Source organism: Rhodococcus rhodochrous, from assembly GCF_014854695.1.
Lineage (GTDB): Bacteria > Actinomycetota > Actinomycetes > Mycobacteriales > Mycobacteriaceae > Rhodococcus.
This window is the reverse complement of the sequence record NZ_CP027557.1, coordinates 2,492,509-2,512,294: the sequence shown is the minus strand read 5'-3', so window position 1 is coordinate 2,512,294 and position 19,786 is coordinate 2,492,509. Positions and strand designations below refer to the sequence as shown.

The 19,786-nt window shown below is 68.4% G+C and carries 16 protein-coding genes; 5 read left to right on the top strand and 11 right to left on the bottom strand.

Going from position 1 to position 19,786, the window contains the following annotated elements; all coding sequences use genetic code 11:
* Positions 1 to 114: 114 nt before the first annotated feature.
* Positions 115 to 2,130: an NlpC/P60 family protein gene (locus C6Y44_RS28400; protein ID WP_159418430.1), complete on the bottom strand. Its 2,016-nt coding sequence runs from the start codon at positions 2,128 to 2,130 to the stop codon at positions 115 to 117.
* Between the two features lie 365 nt (positions 2,131 to 2,495).
* Positions 2,496 to 3,044 carry an Rv1476 family membrane protein gene (locus C6Y44_RS11805; protein ID WP_225623783.1) on the bottom strand — a complete coding sequence of 183 codons (549 nt, stop codon included), beginning with the start codon at positions 3,042 to 3,044 and terminating at the stop codon, positions 2,496 to 2,498.
* A gap of 342 nt (positions 3,045 to 3,386) precedes the next feature.
* Between C6Y44_RS11805 and C6Y44_RS11800 the strand changes: the two genes are divergently transcribed.
* Both C6Y44_RS11800 and C6Y44_RS11795 read left to right on the top strand, forming a co-directional pair.
* The gene (locus tag C6Y44_RS11800; RefSeq protein ID WP_159418431.1) at positions 3,387 to 6,182 is read left to right on the top strand and encodes an aconitate hydratase; all 2,796 of its coding nucleotides are present in this window, start codon (positions 3,387 to 3,389) and stop codon (positions 6,180 to 6,182) included.
* Positions 6,183 to 6,287: 105 nt separating this feature from the next.
* Positions 6,288 to 6,854 carry a TetR/AcrR family transcriptional regulator gene (locus tag C6Y44_RS11795; protein WP_120282465.1) on the top strand — a complete coding sequence of 189 codons (567 nt, stop codon included), beginning with the start codon at positions 6,288 to 6,290 and terminating at the stop codon, positions 6,852 to 6,854.
* Between the two features lie 17 nt (positions 6,855 to 6,871).
* Here the strand turns inward: C6Y44_RS11795 and C6Y44_RS11790 are convergent, their stop codons facing one another.
* Together C6Y44_RS11790 and C6Y44_RS11785 are read right to left on the bottom strand one after the other, a co-directional pair.
* Positions 6,872 to 7,123, bottom strand: a complete 252-nt coding sequence (locus C6Y44_RS11790) for a helix-turn-helix domain-containing protein (protein ID WP_026061044.1) — start codon at positions 7,121 to 7,123, stop codon at positions 6,872 to 6,874.
* Between the two features lie 120 nt (positions 7,124 to 7,243).
* Positions 7,244 to 8,875, bottom strand: coding sequence for an ABC-F family ATP-binding cassette domain-containing protein (locus C6Y44_RS11785; protein ID WP_060653265.1), 1,632 nt, complete (start codon positions 8,873 to 8,875; stop codon positions 7,244 to 7,246).
* Positions 8,876 to 9,042: 167 nt separating this feature from the next.
* On the opposite strand from C6Y44_RS11785, the gene C6Y44_RS11780 reads away from it, so the two are divergent.
* Both C6Y44_RS11780 and ku read left to right on the top strand, forming a co-directional pair.
* Positions 9,043 to 10,158, top strand: coding sequence for a lycopene cyclase family protein (locus C6Y44_RS11780; RefSeq protein WP_159418432.1), 1,116 nt, complete (start codon positions 9,043 to 9,045; stop codon positions 10,156 to 10,158).
* Positions 10,159 to 10,255: 97 nt separating this feature from the next.
* Positions 10,256 to 11,305 carry a non-homologous end joining protein Ku gene (gene ku, locus C6Y44_RS11775; protein ID WP_159418433.1) on the top strand — a complete coding sequence of 350 codons (1,050 nt, stop codon included), beginning with the start codon at positions 10,256 to 10,258 and terminating at the stop codon, positions 11,303 to 11,305.
* 56 nt (positions 11,306 to 11,361) lie between these two features.
* Here the strand turns inward: ku and C6Y44_RS11770 are convergent, their stop codons facing one another.
* From C6Y44_RS11770 to C6Y44_RS11740, 7 genes are all read right to left on the bottom strand, one after another.
* Positions 11,362 to 11,781 carry a metal-sulfur cluster assembly factor gene (locus tag C6Y44_RS11770; RefSeq protein WP_192378847.1) on the bottom strand — a complete coding sequence of 140 codons (420 nt, stop codon included), beginning with the start codon at positions 11,779 to 11,781 and terminating at the stop codon, positions 11,362 to 11,364.
* Complete coding sequence (sufU, locus tag C6Y44_RS11765; RefSeq protein WP_024100819.1) at positions 11,781 to 12,272, bottom strand: Fe-S cluster assembly sulfur transfer protein SufU; 492 nt, start codon at positions 12,270 to 12,272, stop codon at positions 11,781 to 11,783. The genes C6Y44_RS11770 and sufU overlap by 1 nt, the downstream gene beginning before the upstream one ends.
* 4 nt (positions 12,273 to 12,276) lie before the next feature.
* The gene (locus tag C6Y44_RS11760) at positions 12,277 to 13,530 is read right to left on the bottom strand and encodes a cysteine desulfurase (RefSeq protein ID WP_088898525.1); all 1,254 of its coding nucleotides are present in this window, start codon (positions 13,528 to 13,530) and stop codon (positions 12,277 to 12,279) included.
* Positions 13,531 to 13,534: 4 nt separating this feature from the next.
* Positions 13,535 to 14,323 (bottom strand): Fe-S cluster assembly ATPase SufC, encoded by a 789-nt coding sequence (gene sufC / locus C6Y44_RS11755; RefSeq protein ID WP_120282460.1) that lies wholly within the window; start codon positions 14,321 to 14,323, stop codon positions 13,535 to 13,537.
* 50 nt (positions 14,324 to 14,373) lie between these two features.
* Positions 14,374 to 15,603 carry a Fe-S cluster assembly protein SufD gene (sufD, locus tag C6Y44_RS11750; RefSeq protein ID WP_159418435.1) on the bottom strand — a complete coding sequence of 410 codons (1,230 nt, stop codon included), beginning with the start codon at positions 15,601 to 15,603 and terminating at the stop codon, positions 14,374 to 14,376.
* The gene (gene sufB, locus C6Y44_RS11745; RefSeq protein ID WP_006551501.1) at positions 15,604 to 17,049 is read right to left on the bottom strand and encodes a Fe-S cluster assembly protein SufB; all 1,446 of its coding nucleotides are present in this window, start codon (positions 17,047 to 17,049) and stop codon (positions 15,604 to 15,606) included.
* 115 nt (positions 17,050 to 17,164) lie between these two features.
* Positions 17,165 to 17,947 carry a helix-turn-helix transcriptional regulator gene (locus C6Y44_RS11740; protein WP_372473013.1) on the bottom strand — a complete coding sequence of 261 codons (783 nt, stop codon included), beginning with the start codon at positions 17,945 to 17,947 and terminating at the stop codon, positions 17,165 to 17,167.
* 109 nt (positions 17,948 to 18,056) lie between these two features.
* Here C6Y44_RS11740 and mptB point away from each other — a divergent pair, with 109 nt between their 5' ends.
* On the top strand, positions 18,057 to 19,784 hold the full coding sequence (mptB, locus tag C6Y44_RS11735; protein ID WP_404817792.1) for a polyprenol phosphomannose-dependent alpha 1,6 mannosyltransferase MptB: 1,728 nt from the start codon (positions 18,057 to 18,059) through the stop codon (positions 19,782 to 19,784).
* Positions 19,785 to 19,786 lie beyond the last annotated feature (2 nt).

The window sequence follows — 19,786 nt, the reverse complement described above, 5'->3', positions numbered from 1 at the left end:
TTGCAGGTGCCGGCTCGGTGTGTCGTCGCCCCTGCACCGACCGGGAGACGGCACCCGGAAACGACCGGATGGCACCCGTCCTCGGTGGTACGAGGGCCGCGGCAAACCTCGCCCTCACGACACCATGCGCACCACGTACGGTGTCATGCCGCCCCAGCGTACCGGCGAGATCTTCACGAACGATCCCGACTGCGGCGCCTCGAGCATCTGCCCGTCGCCGAGATACAGCGCGACGTGCTGGCTGGCGTTGGGCCCGTAGAAGATCATGTCGCCCCGCCTCATCTGCGACGACGGGACCTGCGTGCCGGCCGTGTACTGGTAGCCGGTGTAGTGCGGGAGCGAGATACCGATGCCCGCGAACGCGTAGATCATCAGTCCCGAACAGTCGAAGCCGACCTTGGCGTAGTCGCCGTGGACATCGGCGACGCCACCGTCGCGGATACCGCGGGTCGGGCCGTTCTCGTTGCCACCACCCCACGCGTACGGGACGCCGATCTGGGACATCGCGCGGTCGATGACGATCTCCACCGCAGCGGGACCCGTGACGGACGGACGCGACGGGGTGCTGGGCGTCGAATTCGGTGTGGAGGGGCGGGAACCCGATCCCCCGGTCCCCGATCCGGGGGTCTCCACAACGGGGTCGCCCGGATCCGGGTTCTCCCAGTCGATCCCACCGTCGCTGCCGCTGTCCTCGTCTACGTCGGGGATCGTGCCGCTGTCGGTGCCGTCCGGGACGGATCCATCGTCGGTGTCATCCGGGACGGTTCCACCATCGCTGTCATCCGGGACGGTTCCACCGCCGGTGTCATCCGGGACGGTTCCACCATCGCTGTCATCCGGGACGGTTCCACCATCGCTGTCATCCGGGACCGTTCCGCTGTCCGTGTCCTCGAGGACGTCGTCCAGGACGCTTCCACGGTCGCCGTAATCCGGGACCGTGGCGTCGTCGGTGTAGTCCGGTGCAACCGTGTCGGTGCCACTGGTATCGGTGCGACTCGCAGCGGTGTCACTGTCCTCCGGCGCTCCGGATTCGGTGGTGACCTCACCCGGTGCGGCGACGTCGCTGTCGCCGGTCGACGGAGACTCCTCGATCAGCGTGTGAGGGCGACGGCCGTTGGCCAGTTCCGCCGCACGTTCCCGGGCTGCGGCGTCGGCGGCGACACGCTCGGCCGCCTCGGCTGCCGCGACCCGTGCCGCCGCGGCGGCTGCTTCCTCGGCTGCGCGGCGACGCTCCCAGTCCTGGTACTGCGCGCGTTGCCCTTCCAGGCCCGCAACGTTCACGCGGGCCCGGTCGAGTTCGCTCTGCGCGTTTTCACGTTCCTGCTCGATGCGCGACTTCTCGGCAGCCTGCCGACCGAGTTCCGCTCGCGCGACGGCGATCGCGGCCTCGGCCTCGGCCCTGCGCTGCTCGGCGGCTTCCGCCGCCGCGTCGGCCTCGAGCTTGGCCGCGCGTGCCCGCGAATGGGAGTTGGCCTCCTGGGCCCGGGCGCGCTGGAGCGCATCGAGCACCGCGGTGCGCCCGGCGGACAGCAATCGCATGACCTGGGCGCGGTCGAGCAGATCGTCGGGACCGTCGACGTCGAGGAAGGCCGCGAGGGAGACCGAGTTGGCGCCACGGGTGTAGCTGTCGCGGACGAACGCGTCGAAGTTCTTCTGGGCAGCAGCGATCCGGTCGGCGGCGTCGTCGAGTGCGCGGCGGGAATCCACGACCACCCGTTCGGCGAGATCCGCCGCGTCGCGCGCGCTCTGGAGATCGACGAGGGCGCGGTTGACGTCCTCGCGGCGGATGGCGACCTGCGCGTCGAGCTCGGCGAGCTGCTGATCCGCGTCGGCGATCCGGACGATCAGCTGCCCGACCCGGTCGATGTTGGCCGCGACGGCCGCACCTGCGCGGTCGATCTCGGCGTCCGAGGGGTTCGGCGGCGGGGCCGGTGCGGCGGACGCCGTCGTGGTCACGGTGAGGAGCACGGCTGTGACCAACCCCAAACCGGCGAGGAGCGTGCCGGTGCGCGTCCGCGGGATGCGACCGGGCGTCGGACCGTCGGGTCGACGGCCTGCAGTGAGCGTCGTGGCGGTGCCGTCCGGCCCCGACCGTCGCGGAATCCCTCCGTGGATACCGAACCGTCTCACGTGCATCTCCCTCGGTCGCACCTGGTGGCCGAGACATCCGGCCGGACGACCCGAGGAAGGCAGGCAGCATCCGCTCGCCGCGGGTGCCCCACGGCTCACACGCTGCAGTCGTACACCGACTGCGGACAGCGTCCCCACGAGCCGGGTTGTGACACACCTTCCCCAAGAGCGTCATGAGAACCGTACGACACCTCAGGGGTATGTCGCATGACAGTCACGAAGATCGGCCGGAAGAACGCCGAAAGAACACGGTGCGGACACCGAGCAACACCGTGAGGACGCCGAACGATCTTCCCTGCCGGATTCCGTCACGATCGGGACGAGGACAACCCGGAGAAGATCTCTACGGTGACGGGAAAGAGACCTCAGACATCTTCGGCCGATGACGATCCGTTACCTCCGGCAACGGTCGCGTCACCGTCCGCGCGGCGGCGTTTGGCGAGCCAGGTCGCGCCGGCCGCAAGAGCGACCACCGCGACGATCAGCAGCGTCATCAGAGTCCAGGGCGGAGACGGCTCGAGCACCGAGTCGACGAAGTTGCGTGTGGAGACCACCGGATCGCCGGTGTAGGTGCGATCCTGGGCGGCCTCGAGAGTGACGCGGTCGAGATCCTCGCTGAACGTCCCGACCCATCCCGGGCTGAGGACCAGCACCGTTCCGCCGTCCTCGGCGCCGACCTCCGTCGCGAGGTCGCGCAGCTGCGAATCCATACGGGGGTCCCGGTCGAGCACGACCACGCTGAGGTCGATCCCGTTCTCCTGCGCGCGCTGCACCTCGGCGACGAGGTCGTCGACGTACTGCGAGGGCGCCGCCACCTGGTCGTCGGCGAGATCGGCGAGCACTTTTTCGACCGAGACCCCGGTAGGAAGATCCGTGAGCGCAGGGCCCGGTATGCGAAGCAGTGGCGCAGACATCTCTCTCCGGTGGTGCAGGGTCGGAAGCCGGGCGATACGGCGATCCGGCCGCGCGGAGACGACACGAAGCGCCACACCCGTGCGGCAAGGGAGAACACTACGCGATCGCGCGACGGCGCCTCGAAGCACTCGTCGCGAGCAGGACCGATGCCGGCGGGACGCCTCGTCGACACGACGGACCCGACTTCGGTTCAATACAGGACAAGCGTACTGTTAGAATCGAGTGCGAGACGCCACGACTACTGCATCCGGGCCACGGGCCGCGAGCGGACGTCGTGTGCCTCGCTTCAGCCGTCGACACAGCCCCGTCGGCGGCCAGCCGAAACGACGAGTGGAGCTGACGTGAGCACCAGTAGTGATTCGTTCGGCGCCAAGGGTTCGCTGCAGGTCGGAGACAACTCCTACGAGATCTTCCGCCTGTCGGCCGTCCCCGGCACCGAGAAACTTCCTTACTCTTTGAAGGTCCTGGCCGAGAACCTGCTGCGCACCGAGGACGGTGCCAACATCACGGCCGATCACATCCGGGCCATCGCCAACTGGGATCCCTCCGCCGACCCGAGCATCGAGATCCAGTTCACGCCCGCCCGCGTGATCATGCAGGACTTCACGGGCGTCCCCTGTGTCGTCGACCTCGCCACCATGCGTGAGGCCGTGACCACCCTGGGCGGCGACCCGAACAAGGTCAACCCCCTCTCCCCCGCCGACATGGTCATCGACCACTCGGTGATCCTCGACTACTTCGGTCGCGCCGACGCCCTCGAGCGCAACGTCGACCTCGAGTACGAGCGCAACGGCGAGCGCTACCAGTTCCTGCGCTGGGGCCAGGGCGCCTTCGACGACTTCCGCGTCGTCCCCCCGGGCATGGGTATCGTCCACCAGGTCAACATCGAGTACCTCGCCCCGACCGTCATGGTCCGCAACGGGCAGGCCTACCCCGACACCTGCGTCGGCACCGACTCGCACACGACGATGGTCAACGGCCTCGGCGTGCTCGGCTGGGGCGTCGGCGGCATCGAGGCCGAGGCCGCGATGCTCGGCCAGCCGGTCTCCATGCTCATCCCGCGCGTGGTCGGCTTCAAGCTCACCGGTGAGATCCAGCCCGGCGTGACCGCGACCGACGTCGTGCTTACCGTCACCGACATGCTGCGCAAGCACGGCGTCGTCGGCAAGTTCGTCGAGTTCTACGGCGCCGGCGTGGCCGAGGTCCCCCTCGCCAACCGCGCGACCCTCGGCAACATGAGCCCCGAGTTCGGTTCGACCGCAGCGATCTTCCCGATCGACGGCGAGACCATCAACTACCTGCGCCTGACCGGCCGCAGCGACGAGCAGCTCGCTCTCGTCGAGGCGTACGCCAAGGAGCAGGGCCTGTGGCACGATCCGAGCCGCGAGCCCGAGTTCTCCGAGTACCTCGAGCTCGACCTGTCGACGGTCGTCCCGTCGATCGCCGGCCCGAAGCGCCCGCAGGACCGCATCCTCCTGTCGGAGTCGAAGGCAGCCTTCCGCCGCGACATCCACAACTACGTGGAAGAGCACGAGGCGACCCCGCACTCCAAGCTCGACGACGCGCTCGACGACACCTTCCCGGCGTCCGACCCGATCAAGCCCACCGCGAACGGCGACGCTCCGCTCGTTCCCCACGGCGATACTTCCGGCCGCCCCTCCAAGCGGGTCAAGGTCGTCTCCGAGGAGCGCGGCGAGTTCGTCCTCGACCACGGTGCCGTGGTGGTCGCAGGTATCACCTCCTGCACCAACACCTCCAACCCGTCGGTCATGCTCGGTGCCGCGCTGCTCGCCCGCAACGCGGTCGAGAAGGGCCTGGCCACCAAGCCGTGGGTCAAGACCAACATGGCTCCGGGTTCGCAGGTCGTCAACGACTACTACGAGAAGGCCGGCCTGTGGCCGTACCTCGAGAAGCTCGGCTTCTACCTCGGTGGCTTCGGTTGCACCACCTGCATCGGTAACACCGGCCCGCTGCCCGAGGAGATCTCGAAGGCCGTCAACGACAACGACCTCTCGGTCACCGCGGTGCTCTCCGGCAACCGCAACTTCGAGGGTCGTATCTCCCCCGACGTGAAGATGAACTACCTGGCCTCGCCGCCGCTGGTCATCGCGTACGCGCTCGCGGGCACGATGGACTTCGACTTCGAGACCGACGCGCTGGGCAAGGACAAGGACGGCAACGACGTCTTCCTGAAGGACATCTGGCCTTCCGCCCAGGAGATCGACGACACCATCAAGTCGGCGATCAACCAGGACATGTTCCGCAAGTCCTACGCCGACGTCTTCAAGGGCGACGAGCGCTGGCAGAACCTCGAGACCCCCGAGGGCGACACCTTCGCGTGGGACGAGGATTCGACGTACGTCCGCAAGGCTCCGTACTTCGAGGGCATGACGATGGAGCCGGACGCGGTCAGCGACATCAAGGGCGCTCGCGTCCTCGCGCTGCTCGGCGATTCGGTCACCACCGACCACATCAGCCCGGCCGGTCCGATCAAGCCGGGTACCCCGGCCGCGCAGTACCTCGACGCCCACGGTGTCGAGCGCAAGGACTACAACTCGCTCGGCTCGCGTCGTGGCAACCACGAGGTCATGGTCCGCGGCACCTTCGCGAACATCCGTCTGCAGAACCAGCTGCTCGACGGTGTCTCCGGTGGTTACACCCGCGACTTCACCCAGGACGGTGCTCCGCAGGCGTTCATCTACGACGCCTCGCAGAACTACCAGGAGGCCGGCATCCCGCTGGTCGTCCTCGGTGGCAAGGAGTACGGTTCGGGCTCCTCGCGTGACTGGGCCGCCAAGGGCACCCGCCTGCTCGGCGTCAAGGCCGTCATCACCGAGTCCTTCGAGCGCATCCACCGCTCGAACCTCATCGGCATGGGCGTCATCCCGCTGCAGTTCCCGGCGGGTGAGTCGGCCGCGTCGCTGGGCCTGACCGGCACCGAGGTCTTCGACATCGAGGGCATCGAGAAGCTCAACGAGGGCGTCACGCCGAAGACCGTCAAGGTCACGGCGACCAAGGACAACGGTGAGAAGGTCACCTTCGACGCTGTCGTCCGCATCGACACCCCCGGTGAGGCGGACTACTACCGCAACGGCGGCATCCTGCAGTACGTGCTGCGGAACATGATCCGCGGCTGAGAGCAGTGCTCGTGACCCGATCGGTCACATCTGTGTGAAGCGGCGGGCCCGGGACGAGACTCGTCTCGGGCCCGCCGTCTCCCTCGAGCCGAAAGGAAGTGGCGCGTGCCCAAGGTCAGTGAGGACCATCTCGCCGCGCGGCGCAGGCAGATCCTCGACGGTGCCCGTCGCTGCTTCGCCGAATACGGTTACGACGGCGCGACCGTGCGACTGCTCGAAGATGCCACGGGTCTGTCCCGTGGCGCGATCTTCCACCATTTCAAGGACAAGGACGGACTGTTCCTCGCCCTCGCCCAGGAGGATGCGAGACGGATGGCCGACGTCGCGGCCAATGAGGGTCTCGTACAGGTCATGCGCGACATGCTGTCCTCCCCCGACCAGTTCGACTGGCTCGGGACGCGGCTCGAGATCACGCGCCGTCTCCGCACCGACCCCGAGTTCGCGAAGGCGTGGACGCAGCATTCGGCCGAACTCACCGAGGCCACCGTCGGACGCCTCGAACGGCAGCGGGAAGCGGGCCGGCTGCGCGACGACGTGCCGACCGAAGTCGTCCTGGGTTATCTCGACCTCGTGCTCGACGGGCTCGTCGCCCGCCTCGCTTCAGGGCACACCGAACAGGACCTCGTCGCAGTTCTCGACCTCGTCGAGGAATCCGTGCGCCGGCGCGACTGACGCGCCGGATCCGTTCCTCACGCCTTCTCGTCGCTCGCTGCCGCCCGACGACGGTTCGGGCCGCCGCGGCCCCGCAGCCGCACCTGCGACTCCACGAGAACGTTGTGCACGAAACCGTAGGATCGACCGGTTTCCTGCGCGAGCCTCCGAATGCTCGCGCCCTCCTCGTAGCGGCGCTTCAGATCCTCCTGCAAGCGGTCCCGCGATTCCCCTGTAACTCGGGCTCCCTTCGCGTAGGTCGTCTCTCCACCACCGGAATTTCGCGCCATCGGATCCTCCCTGCGCCCTCGCCAAAGGTCCCTTTCCCAGGCTAGAGGACTGTCAGGTTGCGCGGACGCAGATCGGACCAGCGGGAGCGGATCGTGGGACGGATCCGACCGGAGGCCCGATCAGGCGAGCTGGATGAGCTCGAGGTATTCCTGGGACCAGTGGTCCTCGGTTCCGTCGGGAAGCAGGATCACACGTTCCGGGTCGAGGGCCTCGGCCGCACCCGGATCGTGGGTGACCAGCACGACGGCACCCTCGTAGCTGCGCAGCGCGTCGAGCACCTGCTCGCGCGAGACGGGATCGAGGTTGTTGGTCGGCTCGTCGAGGAGCAGCACGTTCGCCGCGGACGAGACGAGCCCCGCCAGGGCGAGTCGCGTCTTCTCACCGCCGGAGAGCGTTCCGGCCGGCTGCTCGAGCTGCGGACCGGTGAACATGAACGCGCCGAGCAGTCCCCGCAGGTCCTGTTCGCCGGCGTCGGGAGCGGCGTGCCGGATGTTCTCCCACACCGTCGCCGAGTCGTCGATGGTGTCGTGCTCCTGCGCGAAGTAGCCGACCTTCAGGCCGTGACCCGGCACGAGTTCGCCGAGATCCGGCTGCTCCACACCGGCGAGCAGCCGCAGCAGCGTCGTCTTGCCGGCACCGTTGAGGCCGAGGACGACGACGCGGCTGCCCCGGTCGATCGCGAGGTCGACGCCGGTGAAGATCTCCAGGGAGCCGTAGACCTTGGTCAGCTCCTTGGCCATCAGCGGGGTCTTGCCGCACGCGGCCGGCGTGGGGAACCGGATCTTGGCCACCTTGTCTGCGACGCGCACGTCGTCGAGGTCGGCGAGCAACTTCTCGGCGCGCTTGGCCATGTTCTGGGCGGCAGTGGCCTTGGTGGCCTTCGCTCCGAGCTTCGCGGCCTGCTTCTGCAGGGCGGACGCCTTCTTCTCGGCGTTCGCACGCTCGCGCCGGCGCCGCGCCTCGTCGGTGGCACGCGCGTCGAGATACTTCTTCCAGCCCATGTTGTAGACGTCGGCCTCGCCGCGCACCGCGTCGAGGAACCACACCTTGTTCACCACGTCGGCGAGCAGGTCGACGTCGTGGCTGATGACGATGAGCCCACCGTCGTGGTTCTGCAGGAATCCGCGCAGCCAGGTGATCGAGTCGGCGTCGAGGTGGTTGGTCGGCTCGTCGAGCAGCAGCGTGGTGTCGGACTTCCCGCCGGAGCCGTCCGAGGCTGCGAACAGGATGCGGGCGAGTTCGACACGGCGGCGCTGACCACCCGACAGCGTGTGCAGGGGCTGGCCGAGGACCCGGTCGGGCAGGCCGAGGCTGTGGCAGATGCTCGCGGCCTCGGATTCGGCGACGTATCCGCCGAGCGTCGCGAAACGCTCTTCGAGCGAACCGTACTTGCGCACGGCACGGTCGCGGATCTTCTCGTCGACGGCCTCCGCCATGAGCGCCTGCTGCTTCTCCATGCTGCGGAGGATCTCGTCGAGACCTCGCGCCGAGAGCACCCGGTCCTTGGCGAGGACGTCGAGATTGCCCTCCTTGGGATCCTGCGGCAGGTAACCGATGTCTCCGGAACGGATCACGGTGCCGGCGTAGGGTTCGCCTTCACCCGCGAGGATCCGCAGGGTCGTGGTCTTGCCGGCACCGTTACGTCCCACGAGGCCGATCCGGTCCCCGGCCTGCACCCGCAGCCCCGAGCCGGGGGCGGTGAGCAGCGTCCGCACGCCGGCGCGGACTTCGAGGTCGGTAGCGGTGATCACGCACGGGCTCCTAGAACGAAAGACGATGGATGGGTGCCATGGTGGCAAACAGCCGGGCACACGAACTACTCATTTTACCGTGACAGCACCTCTCCCCCACGGTGAGATGCACTACCCCTCGCCACGCGCGGCCGGGTTCTTCCCGCGCGCGACCTAGGCTGGCGCCCGTGACCCTCCTTCCCTCCACCGACCTCGTCGTGGCCGGACTCGGCCCCGCCGGCCGTGCATTGGCGTTCCGTGCCGCCGCAGCCGGGTTGTCGGTGACGGCCGTCGACGTGCGTCCGCAGCGTCGGTGGACCGCGACCTACGCGGCGTGGGCCGACGAACTGCCCGCCTGGCTGCCCGACGAGGTGGTGGCAGCACGCATCGACAGGCCCGCGGCGTGGACGACCGGGCCCCGCATCGTCGATCGCGCCTACCGGGTGCTGGACACGGCGTACCTGCAGGACTTCCTCGCCCTCGACGCCGTCACGGTGGTCACGGATCGGGTACGCGACGTCGATGCGGACGGCGTGGTCCTCGGCGACGGACGCCGGGTGACTGCCCGCTACGTCGTCGATGCCCGCGGGGTTCCCGCCGAACCGGAACGTGCCCAGCAGACGGCATTCGGGCTGATCGTCGACGATGCGACCGCAGCTCCGGCACTCGAGGGCCACGACGCCTGGTTCATGGACTGGCGCCGCGACAACGGCACGGGCCCCGACGACGTGCCGTCCTTCCTGTACGCGGTGCCGGTCGGCGACGGACGCACGATCCTCGAGGAGACCTGCCTCGTCGGCCGCCCAGCACTCGGTCTCGGCGAACTCGAACGGCGCCTGCACATCCGCCTCGCAGCGCGAGGCGTGCACACGACCGGCGACGAGCAGGTCGAACGGGTGCGCTTCGCCGTCGAGGGCGCACCGACGGCACCCGGAGTGCTCGGCTTCGGCGCTCGCGGTGGTCTCATGCATCCGGCCACGGGATACGCGGTGGCCACCGCCCTGTCCACCGCGGATGCAGTGATCGACGCGATGCGCCTCGGCGACGACCCGCAGCGCGTCCTGTGGCCGGTGCGCGCCCGCTCGGTGGCGACCCTGCGGCAGATGGGACTGCGGGTCCTGCTGCGACTCGACGCACGCGGAGCGATCGAGTTCTTCGACGCGTTCTTCGCCCTGCCGGTCGAGCAGCAACGCGCCTACCTGTCCGGTCGCGACGACGCGACCGGCGTGGCGGCCACGATGTGGCGGCTGTTCCGGGTGCTGCCGACGGGTGCGCGCGCGACGATTCTGCGTTCGCTCCGCTGATCCGCCGGGCGCGGCGTGTGGCGAACGTCTCGGCGAACCGCCGAGTGAGTTTCGCAGCTTTCCAGCGTGCTTCCGAGGTGTCGATCATGATGGACACATGCGGTCGATCTGGAAAGGCTCACTCGCGTTCGGCCTCGTCAACGTGCCGGTGAAGGTGTACTCGGCGACCGAGTCGCACGACATCTCCTTCCACCAGGTGCACGCGAAGGACGGCGGGCGGATCAAGTATCAGCGTGTGTGTACCGAGTGCGGTGAGGTCGTCCCCTACCAGGAGATCGACAAGGCGTACGACTCCGAGGACGGCGAGCGGGTCGTGCTCACCGACGAGGACTTCGAGAAACTCCCGGCCGCCGAGAAGCACGAGATCCCGGTGCTGCAGTTCGTGCCCACCGAGCAGATCGACCCGATCCTGTTCGAGAAGTCCTACTATCTCGAACCCGATTCGTCGTCACCGAAGGCCTACGGCCTGCTCGCCGCGACTCTCGAACAGAGCGACCGGACGGCGCTGGTGCACTTCACGCTTCGTCAGCGCACCCGGCTGGCCGCCTTGCGCACCCGCGACGGACTGCTCATCCTGCAGACCCTGCTGTGGCCCGACGAGGTGCGCGCGGCCGAGTTCGAGTCGCTCGACGACATCGAGAAGCCGAAACAACGCGAACTCGCGATGGCCGAGACCCTGGTCGAGTCGATGTCCGACGATTTCGATCCCACCGAATTCACCGACGAGTACCAGGTGGAACTGCGCACGCTGATCGACGAGGCCCTCGCCCGCGGCGGCGAGAAGGTCTTCCAGGTCGCCGAACACGACACCGGTGAAGAGGACGCCGAGGTGCTGGACCTCGTGGCCGCCCTGCAACGTAGCGTCGATGCGGCGGGCAAGAAGGTCCCGTCCGGTTCGTCCTCCGGCGGGAAGAAGTCCTCGAAGGACGACGACGAGGACGAAGGCGAGGACGAGGGCACGAAGAAGAAAGCCCCCGCGAAGAAGACCGCGTCCAAGAGTTCGGCGTCGAAGAGTTCGGCGGCCAAGAAGACTCCAGCGAAGAAGAGCACGGCGAAGAAGACCGCGTCCAAGAGCTCGGCAGCCAAGAAGACTCCAGCGAAGAAGACGGCCGCCAAGAAGACCTCCGGCGAACGCAAAGGCGCCTGACCTCCGACGGGAAGTCGAAGATCAGGCGCCGAGGCTCGGAACCGGAGACCGCGGGATCAGACGGTGAATCCGAGTGCGCGCAGCTGCTCGCGTCCGTCGTCGGTGATCTTGTCGGGACCCCACGGCGGCATCCATATCCAGTTGATGCGCAGCTCGTCGCACAGGCCGCTGCGCACGAGTGCGCCCTTGGCCTGCTCCTCGATGACATCGGTGAGGGGGCACGCCGCCGAGGTGAGCGTCATGTCCACGGTCACGGTCTCGTCGACCTCGGAGATCCCGTAGACGAGACCGAGATCGACGACGTTGATGCCGAGCTCGGGGTCGACGACGTCGCGCAGCGCTTCCTCGAGTTCGTCGAGGCGGCCCGGATCCAGCGGCGGCGCCGTGGCCGCGACCAGCGTCGAGGTCTCGTCCGCGCCGGCGTCGGCCGTCGGATTCTCGTCGGTGTTCACGGTGCCCGGTGCGGGTTCGGTCATCAGTTCTGTCCTCCGCTCGAAAGGGTGTGCGCGCCGCCCGCCAGGTCGGCGGGGGCGGCGTCCACGGTCTGCGCGACCGCGTCCTTGAAGGCCATCCAGCCCAGCAACGCGCACTTCACGCGCGCCGGGTACTTCGCGACGCCGGCGAATGCGATGCCGTCGCCGATCAGGTCCTCGTCGCCTTCGACGGTCCCGCGGCTGCCGACCATCTCGACGAACCCTTCGACGATCTTCAGCGCGTCGCCGAGCGGAACGCCGATCACCTGGTCGGTGAGCACGGACGTCGATGCCTGGCTGATCGAGCAGCCCTGCCCGTCGTAGGAGACGTCGCTGACGGTGTCGCCGTCGATGTGCACGCGCAGGGTCACCTCGTCGCCGCAGGTCGGGTTGACGTGATGCACTTCGGCGCCGAACGGTTCGCGCAGTCCGCGATTGTGCGGGTGCTTGTAGTGGTCCAGGATCACTTCCTGGTACATCTGCTCCATCCGCATCGGATCACGCCTCCCCGAAGAACTTCTGGGCGCGCCGGATCGCCGCGCCGAGTGCCTGCACCTCGTCCGGCGTGTTGTACACGGCGAACGATGCGCGGGCGGTCGCGGCCACCCCGAAGCGGCGGTGCAGCGGCCAGGCGCAGTGGTGTCCGACCCGGATCTCGACGCCCTCGTCGTCGAGGATCTGGCCGAGATCGTGAGCATGGATTCCGTCCACGACGAACGACACCGCCCCGCCGCGCTGTTCGCCGGTCGTGGGTCCGATGATGCGCACGCCGTCGATGCCGCCCAGCTCGGCGAGTGCCGCAGCAGTCAGCTCGTGTTCGTGTGCGGCGACGGCGTCCATGCCGATGTCCTGCAGGTAGCGCACGGCGGCACCGAGGCCGACGGCCTGCGAGACCATGGGCGATCCGGCCTCGAATCGCTGCGGCGGTGCGGCGAAGGTCGTCGCCTCCATCGTCACCGTCTCGATCATCGAGCCACCGGTGATGAACGGCGGCACGTCGGCGAGCAGGTCGCGGCGACCGTAGAGGACACCGACGCCGGACGGACCGAACATCTTGTGTCCGGAGAACGCCGCGAAATCCACACCGAGAGCACGGAAGTCGACGGCCATGTGCGGCACCGACTGGCACGCGTCGAGCACGACGATCGCGCCGACCTCCTTCGCACGCCGCACGATCTCCTCGACGGGAGCGACCGCACCGGTCACGTTCGACTGGTGCGTGAACGCCACGACCTTCACGGCGTCGGTCAGCGTCAGCGAATCGAGATCGATGCGACCGTCGTCGGTGACCCCGTACCAGCGCAGGGTGGCACCCGTGCGCCGCGCGAGTTCCTGCCACGGAACGAGATTCGCGTGGTGCTCGAGTTCGGTGACGACGATCTCGTCACCGGGTCCGAGCCGGTGCGGGAACCGGTCGTCGGCGAAGGCGTACGCGACGAGGTTGAGCGACTCGGTAGCGTTCTTGGTGAACACCACCTCGTCGACGTCGACCCCGACGAAGGACGCGATGACGGCGCGAGCGTCCTCGTACGAGTCGGTCGCCTCCTCCGACAACGCGTGCGCACCGCGGTGCACGGCCGCGTTCCGCGTCGCGAGGAACTCACGCTCGGCGTCGAGCACCTGTACCGGGCGCTGGGAGGTGGCCCCCGAGTCGAGGTAGACCAGGGGTTTGCCGTCGCGCACCGTGCGCGCGAGGATCGGGAAATCGGCCCTGATCCGGGCGATGTCCAAGGTCCGCACCGGCACCGTCATCCGATCACGCTCCTTGCGTTGCTGCCTGGGTGAAACGAACGTAGCCGTTGGTCTCGAGCTCGTCGGCGAGCTCGGGGCCGCCGGACTCGACGACGCGGCCACCCACGAAGACGTGCACGAACTGCGGCTTGATGTAGCGCAGGATGCGGGTGTAGTGGGTGATGAGCAGGACGCCGCCGTTCTCGTTCTCCTGGTAGCGGTTCACGCCCTCGGAGACGACGCGCAGCGCGTCCACGTCGAGGCCGGAGTCGGTCTCGTCGAGGATGGCGATCTTCGGCTTGAGCAGACCCAGCTGCAGGATCTCGTGGCGCTTCTTCTCGCCACCGGAGAAGCCCTCGTTGACGCTGCGCTCACCGAAGGCCGGATCGATGTCCAGATCGGACATCGCCTGCTTGACCTCCTTGACCCAGTGGCGCAGCTTGGGGGCCTCGCCGCGCGCGGCGGTCGCGGCGGTGCGGAGGAAGTTCGACATCGACACGCCGGGCACCTCGACCGGGTACTGCATGGCGAGGAACAGGCCGGCGCGGGCGCGCTCGTCGACGCTCATCTCGAGCACGTCCTCACCGTTGAGGGTGATGCTGCCCGAGGTGATCTCGTACTTGGGGTGGCCGGCGATCGCGTACGACAGGGTGGACTTGCCGGAGCCGTTGGGGCCCATGATGGCGTGCGTCTCACCCGAGCGGACCGTGAGGTTCACGCCCTTGAGGATGTCGATCGGCTCGGCGTTCTCGTCGGTCTGTGCGACGCGGACGTGCAGGTCCTTGATCTCGAGGACGTTCGAAGGTGTGGACATCGAAATGCGTTTCCTTAGTGAAGTATCGGGAGTACGGGAGGCAGGGCCGGTCAGGCGCCGACGGCGGCGAGTTCCGCCTCGATGGCGGCCTCGAGCCGTTCGCGGACCTCGGTGACCGTGATGCGCTCGAGCAGCTCGTGGAAGAAGCCGCGGACGACGAGGCGACGCGCTTCCTCCTCGGGGATGCCGCGAGCACGCAGGTAGAACAGCTGCTCGTCGTCGAAGCGGCCGGTCGCCGACGCGTGTCCGGCACCGACGATCTCACCGGTCTCGATCTCGAGGTTCGGCACCGAGTCGGCGCGCGCACCGTCGGTGAGCACCAGGTTGCGGTTGAGCTCGAAGGTGTCGGTGCCCTCGGCCTCGGCGCGGATGAGCACGTCGCCGATCCACACGGTGTGCGCGTCGGGCTTGCCGGAGGCCGGATCGCCCTGCAGCGCACCCTTGTACACGACGTTCGACTTGCAGTTCGGCTGCGAGTGGTCGACGAGCAGGCGCTGCTCGAAGTGCTGACCGGCGTCGGCGAAGTACAGGCCGAGCAGTTCGGCGTCGCCGCCGGGGCCGTCGTACTTGGTGGTCGCCGACACGCGCACGAGATCGCCGCCGAGCGCCACGGTGAAGTGGCGCAGCACGGCATCGCGGCCGAGGCGAGCGTGATGCGCGGCGACGTGTACGGCGTCGTCGGCCCAGTCCTGCACCGCGACGACCTTCAGCTGTGCGCTGTCGCCGAGCACGAACTCGATGTTCTCGGCGTAGGTGCCGCTGCCGCGCTGATCGACGACGAGCGTGACGTTGGCGAACGCCTCGAGCCGGATCTGCACGTGTCCGTAGGCGACAGCGCCCTCGCCCGGTCCCGTGATCGTCACGGTGACGGGCTCGGCGACCTCGACCTCGCGGCCGACGGTCAGGACGGTCGCGGTCTCGAACGACGAGTACGCCTGTGCTGCGATCCGGTCGAACGGCACACCGGCCTGTCCGAGTCGCGCGTCGTCGCGCGCCACGGTCTCGACCTGCACGCCGTCGACCGGGGTGACCTCGACGGTCGCGGTGCCGGTCGCGGGAGCGGTGCCGTCGTGCAGACCGCGCAGGCGGCGCAGCGGGGTGAACCGCCACACCTCGTCGCGACCCGACGGAATCTCGAAGGCATGCACGTCGAACGACGTGAAGACCTCACCCTTGTTGATTGCCGGCTTGCCGGCGGTCTTGACCGCCGGGGCACGATTCTCGGCGCGCACGGCATCCTGCACTCCGGTAGCCGGAGTGTTCTTCGCTTCCGCAGTCATTTAGCCGACTGCCCCTTCCATCTGCAGTTCGATCAGGCGGTTGAGTTCGAGGGCGTACTCCATCGGCAGTTCCTTGGCGATGGGCTCGACGAATCCGCGCACCACCATCGCCATGGCCTCGTCCTCGTCGAGTCCGCGGCTCATCAGGTAGAACAGCTGGTCGTCGCTCACCTTCGAGACGGTCGCCTCGTGACCCATCGTGACGTCGTCCTCACGGATGTCGACGTACGGGTAGGTGTCGGAGCGGCTGATCTGGTCGACGAGCAGCGCGTCGCACTTGACCGTCGACTTCGAGCCGTGAGCGCCCTTGTTGACCTGCACGAGGCCGCGGTAGGAGGCACGTCCACCGCCGCGCGCCACCGACTTCGACACGATGGTCGAGGAGGTGTGCGGAGCCAGGTGCAGCATCTTCGCGCCGGTGTCCTGGTGCTGGCCCTCGCCGGCGAAGGCGACGGAGAGCACCTCACCGCGAGCGTGCTCGCCCATCATCCACACGGCCGGGTACTTCATCGTCACCTTGGAACCGATGTTGCCGTCGATCCATTCCATCGAGCCGCCGGCCTCGACCTTGGTGCGCTTGGTCACCAGGTTGTAGACGTTGTTCGACCAGTTCTGGATGGTCGTGTAGCGGCAGTGGCCGCCCTTCTTGACGATGATCTCGACGACCGCGGAGTGCAGTGAGTCGGACTTGTAGATCGGCGCGGTGCAGCCCTCGACGTAGTGCACCGAGGCGCCCTCGTCGACGATGATCAGGGTCCGCTCGAACTGGCCCATGTTCTCCGTGTTGATGCGGAAGTAGGCCTGCAGCGGGATGTCGACGTGCACACCCGGCGGGACGTAGATGAACGAGCCACCCGACCACACCGCGGTGTTCAGGGCGGAGAACTTGTTGTCGCCGGCCGGGATGACCGTGCCGAAGTACTCCTTGAACAGCTCGGGGTGCTCGCGCAGACCCGAGTCGGTGTCGAGGAAGATCACGCCCTGGCTCTCGAGGTCCTCGCGGATCTGGTGGTAGACCACCTCGGACTCGTACTGGGCGGCGACACCGGCGATGAGGCGCTGCTTCTCCGCCTCCGGGATGCCCAACTTGTCGTAGGTGTTCTTGATGTCCTCGGGGAGCTCGTCCCAGCTCGCGGCCTGCTTCTCCGTCGAGCGCACGAAGTACTTGATGTTGTCGAAGTCGATTCCGTCGAGGTTCGAGCCCCACACCGGCATCGGCTTCTTGTCGAAGGTGCGCAGCGCCTTGAGGCGGATGTCGAGCATCCACTCGGGCTCGTTCTTCTTGGCGGAGATGTCCCGCACGACCTCTTCGGACAGGCCGCGCTGCGCCGTGGCGCCGGCGGTGTCGGGGTCCGCCCAGCCGTATTCGTAGTGGCCGAGAGAATCGATCGTCTCTTCCTGCGTCAGCGGCGCGGTTCCGGACGTCTGATCCGATGCGACGGTCATGCGAGCTCCTTCCGGAGTCTGGTGGGCGTCGGCGCGGGCTGTGCGTCGACGGTCGACGGGTGGGTGGATGTCTTCCTGGTGTGCCCTGGTTCGCGGAGCACTCGCGGTGGGGTCGTCACGTGGGCGGCTCCGGACGGGGCACATCCGCTCTGGGGAGAACGGGCACGTGTGTCGTGCAGAAGGCGTCGCCGTTCGCGATCGTCGCGAGGCGTTGCACGTGGGTTCCGAGGATCCGCACGAAGGCCTCCTGCTCCGCCTCGCACAGTTCGGGGAACTGCTCCGCGACGTGCGAGACCGGGCAGTGGTGCTGGCAGATCTGCACGCCGGTGCCGACGCGGCGGGTCGAGGCGGCGAAACCGGAGGCGGTGAACGCCCCGGCGATCTCCTCGGCGACGCTCTCGACGTCGTCGACGTTCTCGTCGGCGGGTGCGATGGTGCCGAGGATCGAGTCCACGCGGCGCCGCGCGAAGTCCTCGACGGCAGCGTCGCCTCCGAGTTCGCGCAGGTGCCGCATCGCGGCGGTGGCGAGATCGTCGTAGGAGTGCCCGAGGCGGGCACGCCCGACGGCGGTGAGCTGGAAGCGGCGGGCGGGGCGGCCACGACCGCGTCCCTGCCTGCGCGGCGGCGCGGCGGCCTGCGCCTCACCGGACTCGATGAGCGCGTCGAGATGACGTCGCACGCCCGCGGCGCTGAGCCCCAGACGCTCGCCGATCTCCGGCGCGGTGATGGGACCTTCTTCGAGCAGCAACTGCACGACGGCGGCGCGGGTTTGACCCTCCGGGATCTCGCGGCCCGTCGAAGCAGGATTCCTGCGGGTGTCCTCGACGCGCGACGCCGTCGCGGCAGGTGCGTGACCTGCGCGTTCTGCGGTGTCGGTGGTGTCGGACCGGTATTTCACAACACCAGTGTGACGGAATTCGGAAGCACGGTCCACCAAGGGTGCCCTTTGTTACACCTCATGACGGAGCCGTCGAAGACCACCCTCGCCGTCCCGTTACGCTTCTGACGTGCCGTCGACTCCTCCCCTGTGCGCCCCGCGCACGACGTCTCCGTCGCCGGGCCGATCCGGGGTCCGCGAACGGCTGCACGTGTGGATCCGACGCGCCCTGGGCCTCGACGCCCCGGGCCCACACGCCGATGTCTCGGTCGTCCTGCACGGCGACGAGACCGAAGGTCGCGGACTCGATGCGATCGAGAACATCTATCTCCACCGCATCCGATTGCTCGGCGCCACCGGTGCCGTCCTCATGGCCGTCGGAGCGCTCGGCGCCGGCGCCCAGCCGGTCCTGCAGAACCCCGTGCAGGGCGTCCGCGCCCTCGGGTTGGCGGCACGCATGCCGAGCGCCGCCCTCACGACGACCATGATCGGCACGGCGCTGGTGATCCTCGCCTGGTTGCTGCTCGGCCGGTTCGCGATCGGCCGGGGCGCACCGGACGGTCCCGTGCGCCGACTGTCCCGGTCGCAGCTCGACCGCACCTTGCTGCTGTGGATCCTTCCGCTGGTCGTCGCGCCGCCGATGTTCAGCAAGGACGTCTACTCGTATCTCGCGCAGAGCGAGATCGCGGCGCGCGGGCTCGATCCCTACGCCATCGGTCCGGCCGGCGCGCTGGGGGTCGACCACGTCCTGACCCGGACTGTGCCGAACATCTGGCGCGACACCTCGGCCCCCTACGGCCCGGCCTTCCTGTGGATCGGCGAGAAGATCACATACCTCACGGGCGAGAACATCGTGGCCGGCATCTTCGTCCACCGGCTGCTCGCGCTCGTGGGTGTGGCCCTGATCGTGTGGGCGCTGCCGCGGCTCGCCCGCCGGTGCGGCGTCGCGTCGGTGAGCGCGTTGTGGCTCGGTGCCGCGAACCCACTGTTGCTCTTCCACCTGGTGGCGGGCATCCACAACGAGGCCCTGATGCTCGGGCTCATGCTCGCCGGTGTCGAACTCGCGCTGCGGGCCGTCCACCCGGACGACGAGGCGGCCTCGCACCTGCGTCTCGCGGGGTGGCTCGCGGCCGGCACCACGCTGATCGCCCTGTCGTCGATGATCAAGGTGCCCTCGCTGCTCGCGCTCGGATTCGTCGGCATGGCCCTTGCCCGCAAGTGGGGTGGCGGCTTCCGCGCCGTGATCGCTGCTGCCGCGATCCTCGGCATCGGGACCTGCGTCGTCATCGGCGCTGTGAGCTGGGGCAGCGGGCTGGGCTTCGGCTGGACGAAGACCCTGGGCACCGCCACGGAGGTCCGCAGCTGGATGTCGATCCCGACACTGCTCGGCATGGGTACCGGCCTCGGGGGCGTGCTGCTCGGCCTCGGCGACCACACGACGGCCGTGTTGTCCATCACTCGCCCCATCGCCGCGCTGGTGGCCGCCTTCGTCACGGTGCGCATGCTGCTCGCGGTGCTCATGGGACGGATCCATCCCGTCGGCGCGCTGGGAGTGTCGCTGGGCGCGATCGTGCTGCTCTTCCCGGTCGTGCAACCGTGGTACCTGCTGTGGGCAGTGATCCCGCTCGCAGCCTGGGCCACCCGCCCGGTCTTCCGGATCCCCACCATCGCGTTCTCATCGGTGGTCGGCATGATCCTCATGCCCAACGGCAGCGAATACCAACCGTTCATCATCGTCCAGGCGTCGATCGCGACCATCGTGGTGGTCGGGCTGATCATCGTCGCCACGCGCTCCCGGCTGCCGTGGCGGCTGCAGGAGCGCACACCACCGCGTCCGGCGGAAACCGCGGACGCCTAGGC

Bases quoted from the DNA above. Each gene is read 5' to 3' on its own strand.
- C6Y44_RS11805 (WP_225623783.1), bottom strand. From the start codon at position 3,044: ATGTCTGCGCCACTGCTTCGCATACCGGGCCCTGCGCTCACGGATCTT.
- C6Y44_RS11790 (WP_026061044.1), bottom strand. From the start codon at position 7,123: ATGGCGCGAAATTCCGGTGGTGGAGAGACGACCTACGCGAAGGGAGCC.
- ku (WP_159418433.1), top strand. From the start codon at position 10,256: ATGCGGTCGATCTGGAAAGGCTCACTCGCGTTCGGCCTCGTCAACGTG.
- C6Y44_RS11770 (WP_192378847.1), bottom strand. From the start codon at position 11,781: ATGACCGAACCCGCACCGGGCACCGTGAACACCGACGAGAATCCGACG.
- sufU (WP_024100819.1), bottom strand. From the start codon at position 12,272: ATGCGGATGGAGCAGATGTACCAGGAAGTGATCCTGGACCACTACAAG.
- C6Y44_RS11760 (WP_088898525.1), bottom strand. From the start codon at position 13,530: ATGACGGTGCCGGTGCGGACCTTGGACATCGCCCGGATCAGGGCCGAT.
- sufC (WP_120282460.1), bottom strand. From the start codon at position 14,323: ATGTCCACACCTTCGAACGTCCTCGAGATCAAGGACCTGCACGTCCGC.
- sufD (WP_159418435.1), bottom strand. From the start codon at position 15,603: ATGACTGCGGAAGCGAAGAACACTCCGGCTACCGGAGTGCAGGATGCC.
- sufB (WP_006551501.1), bottom strand. From the start codon at position 17,049: ATGACCGTCGCATCGGATCAGACGTCCGGAACCGCGCCGCTGACGCAG.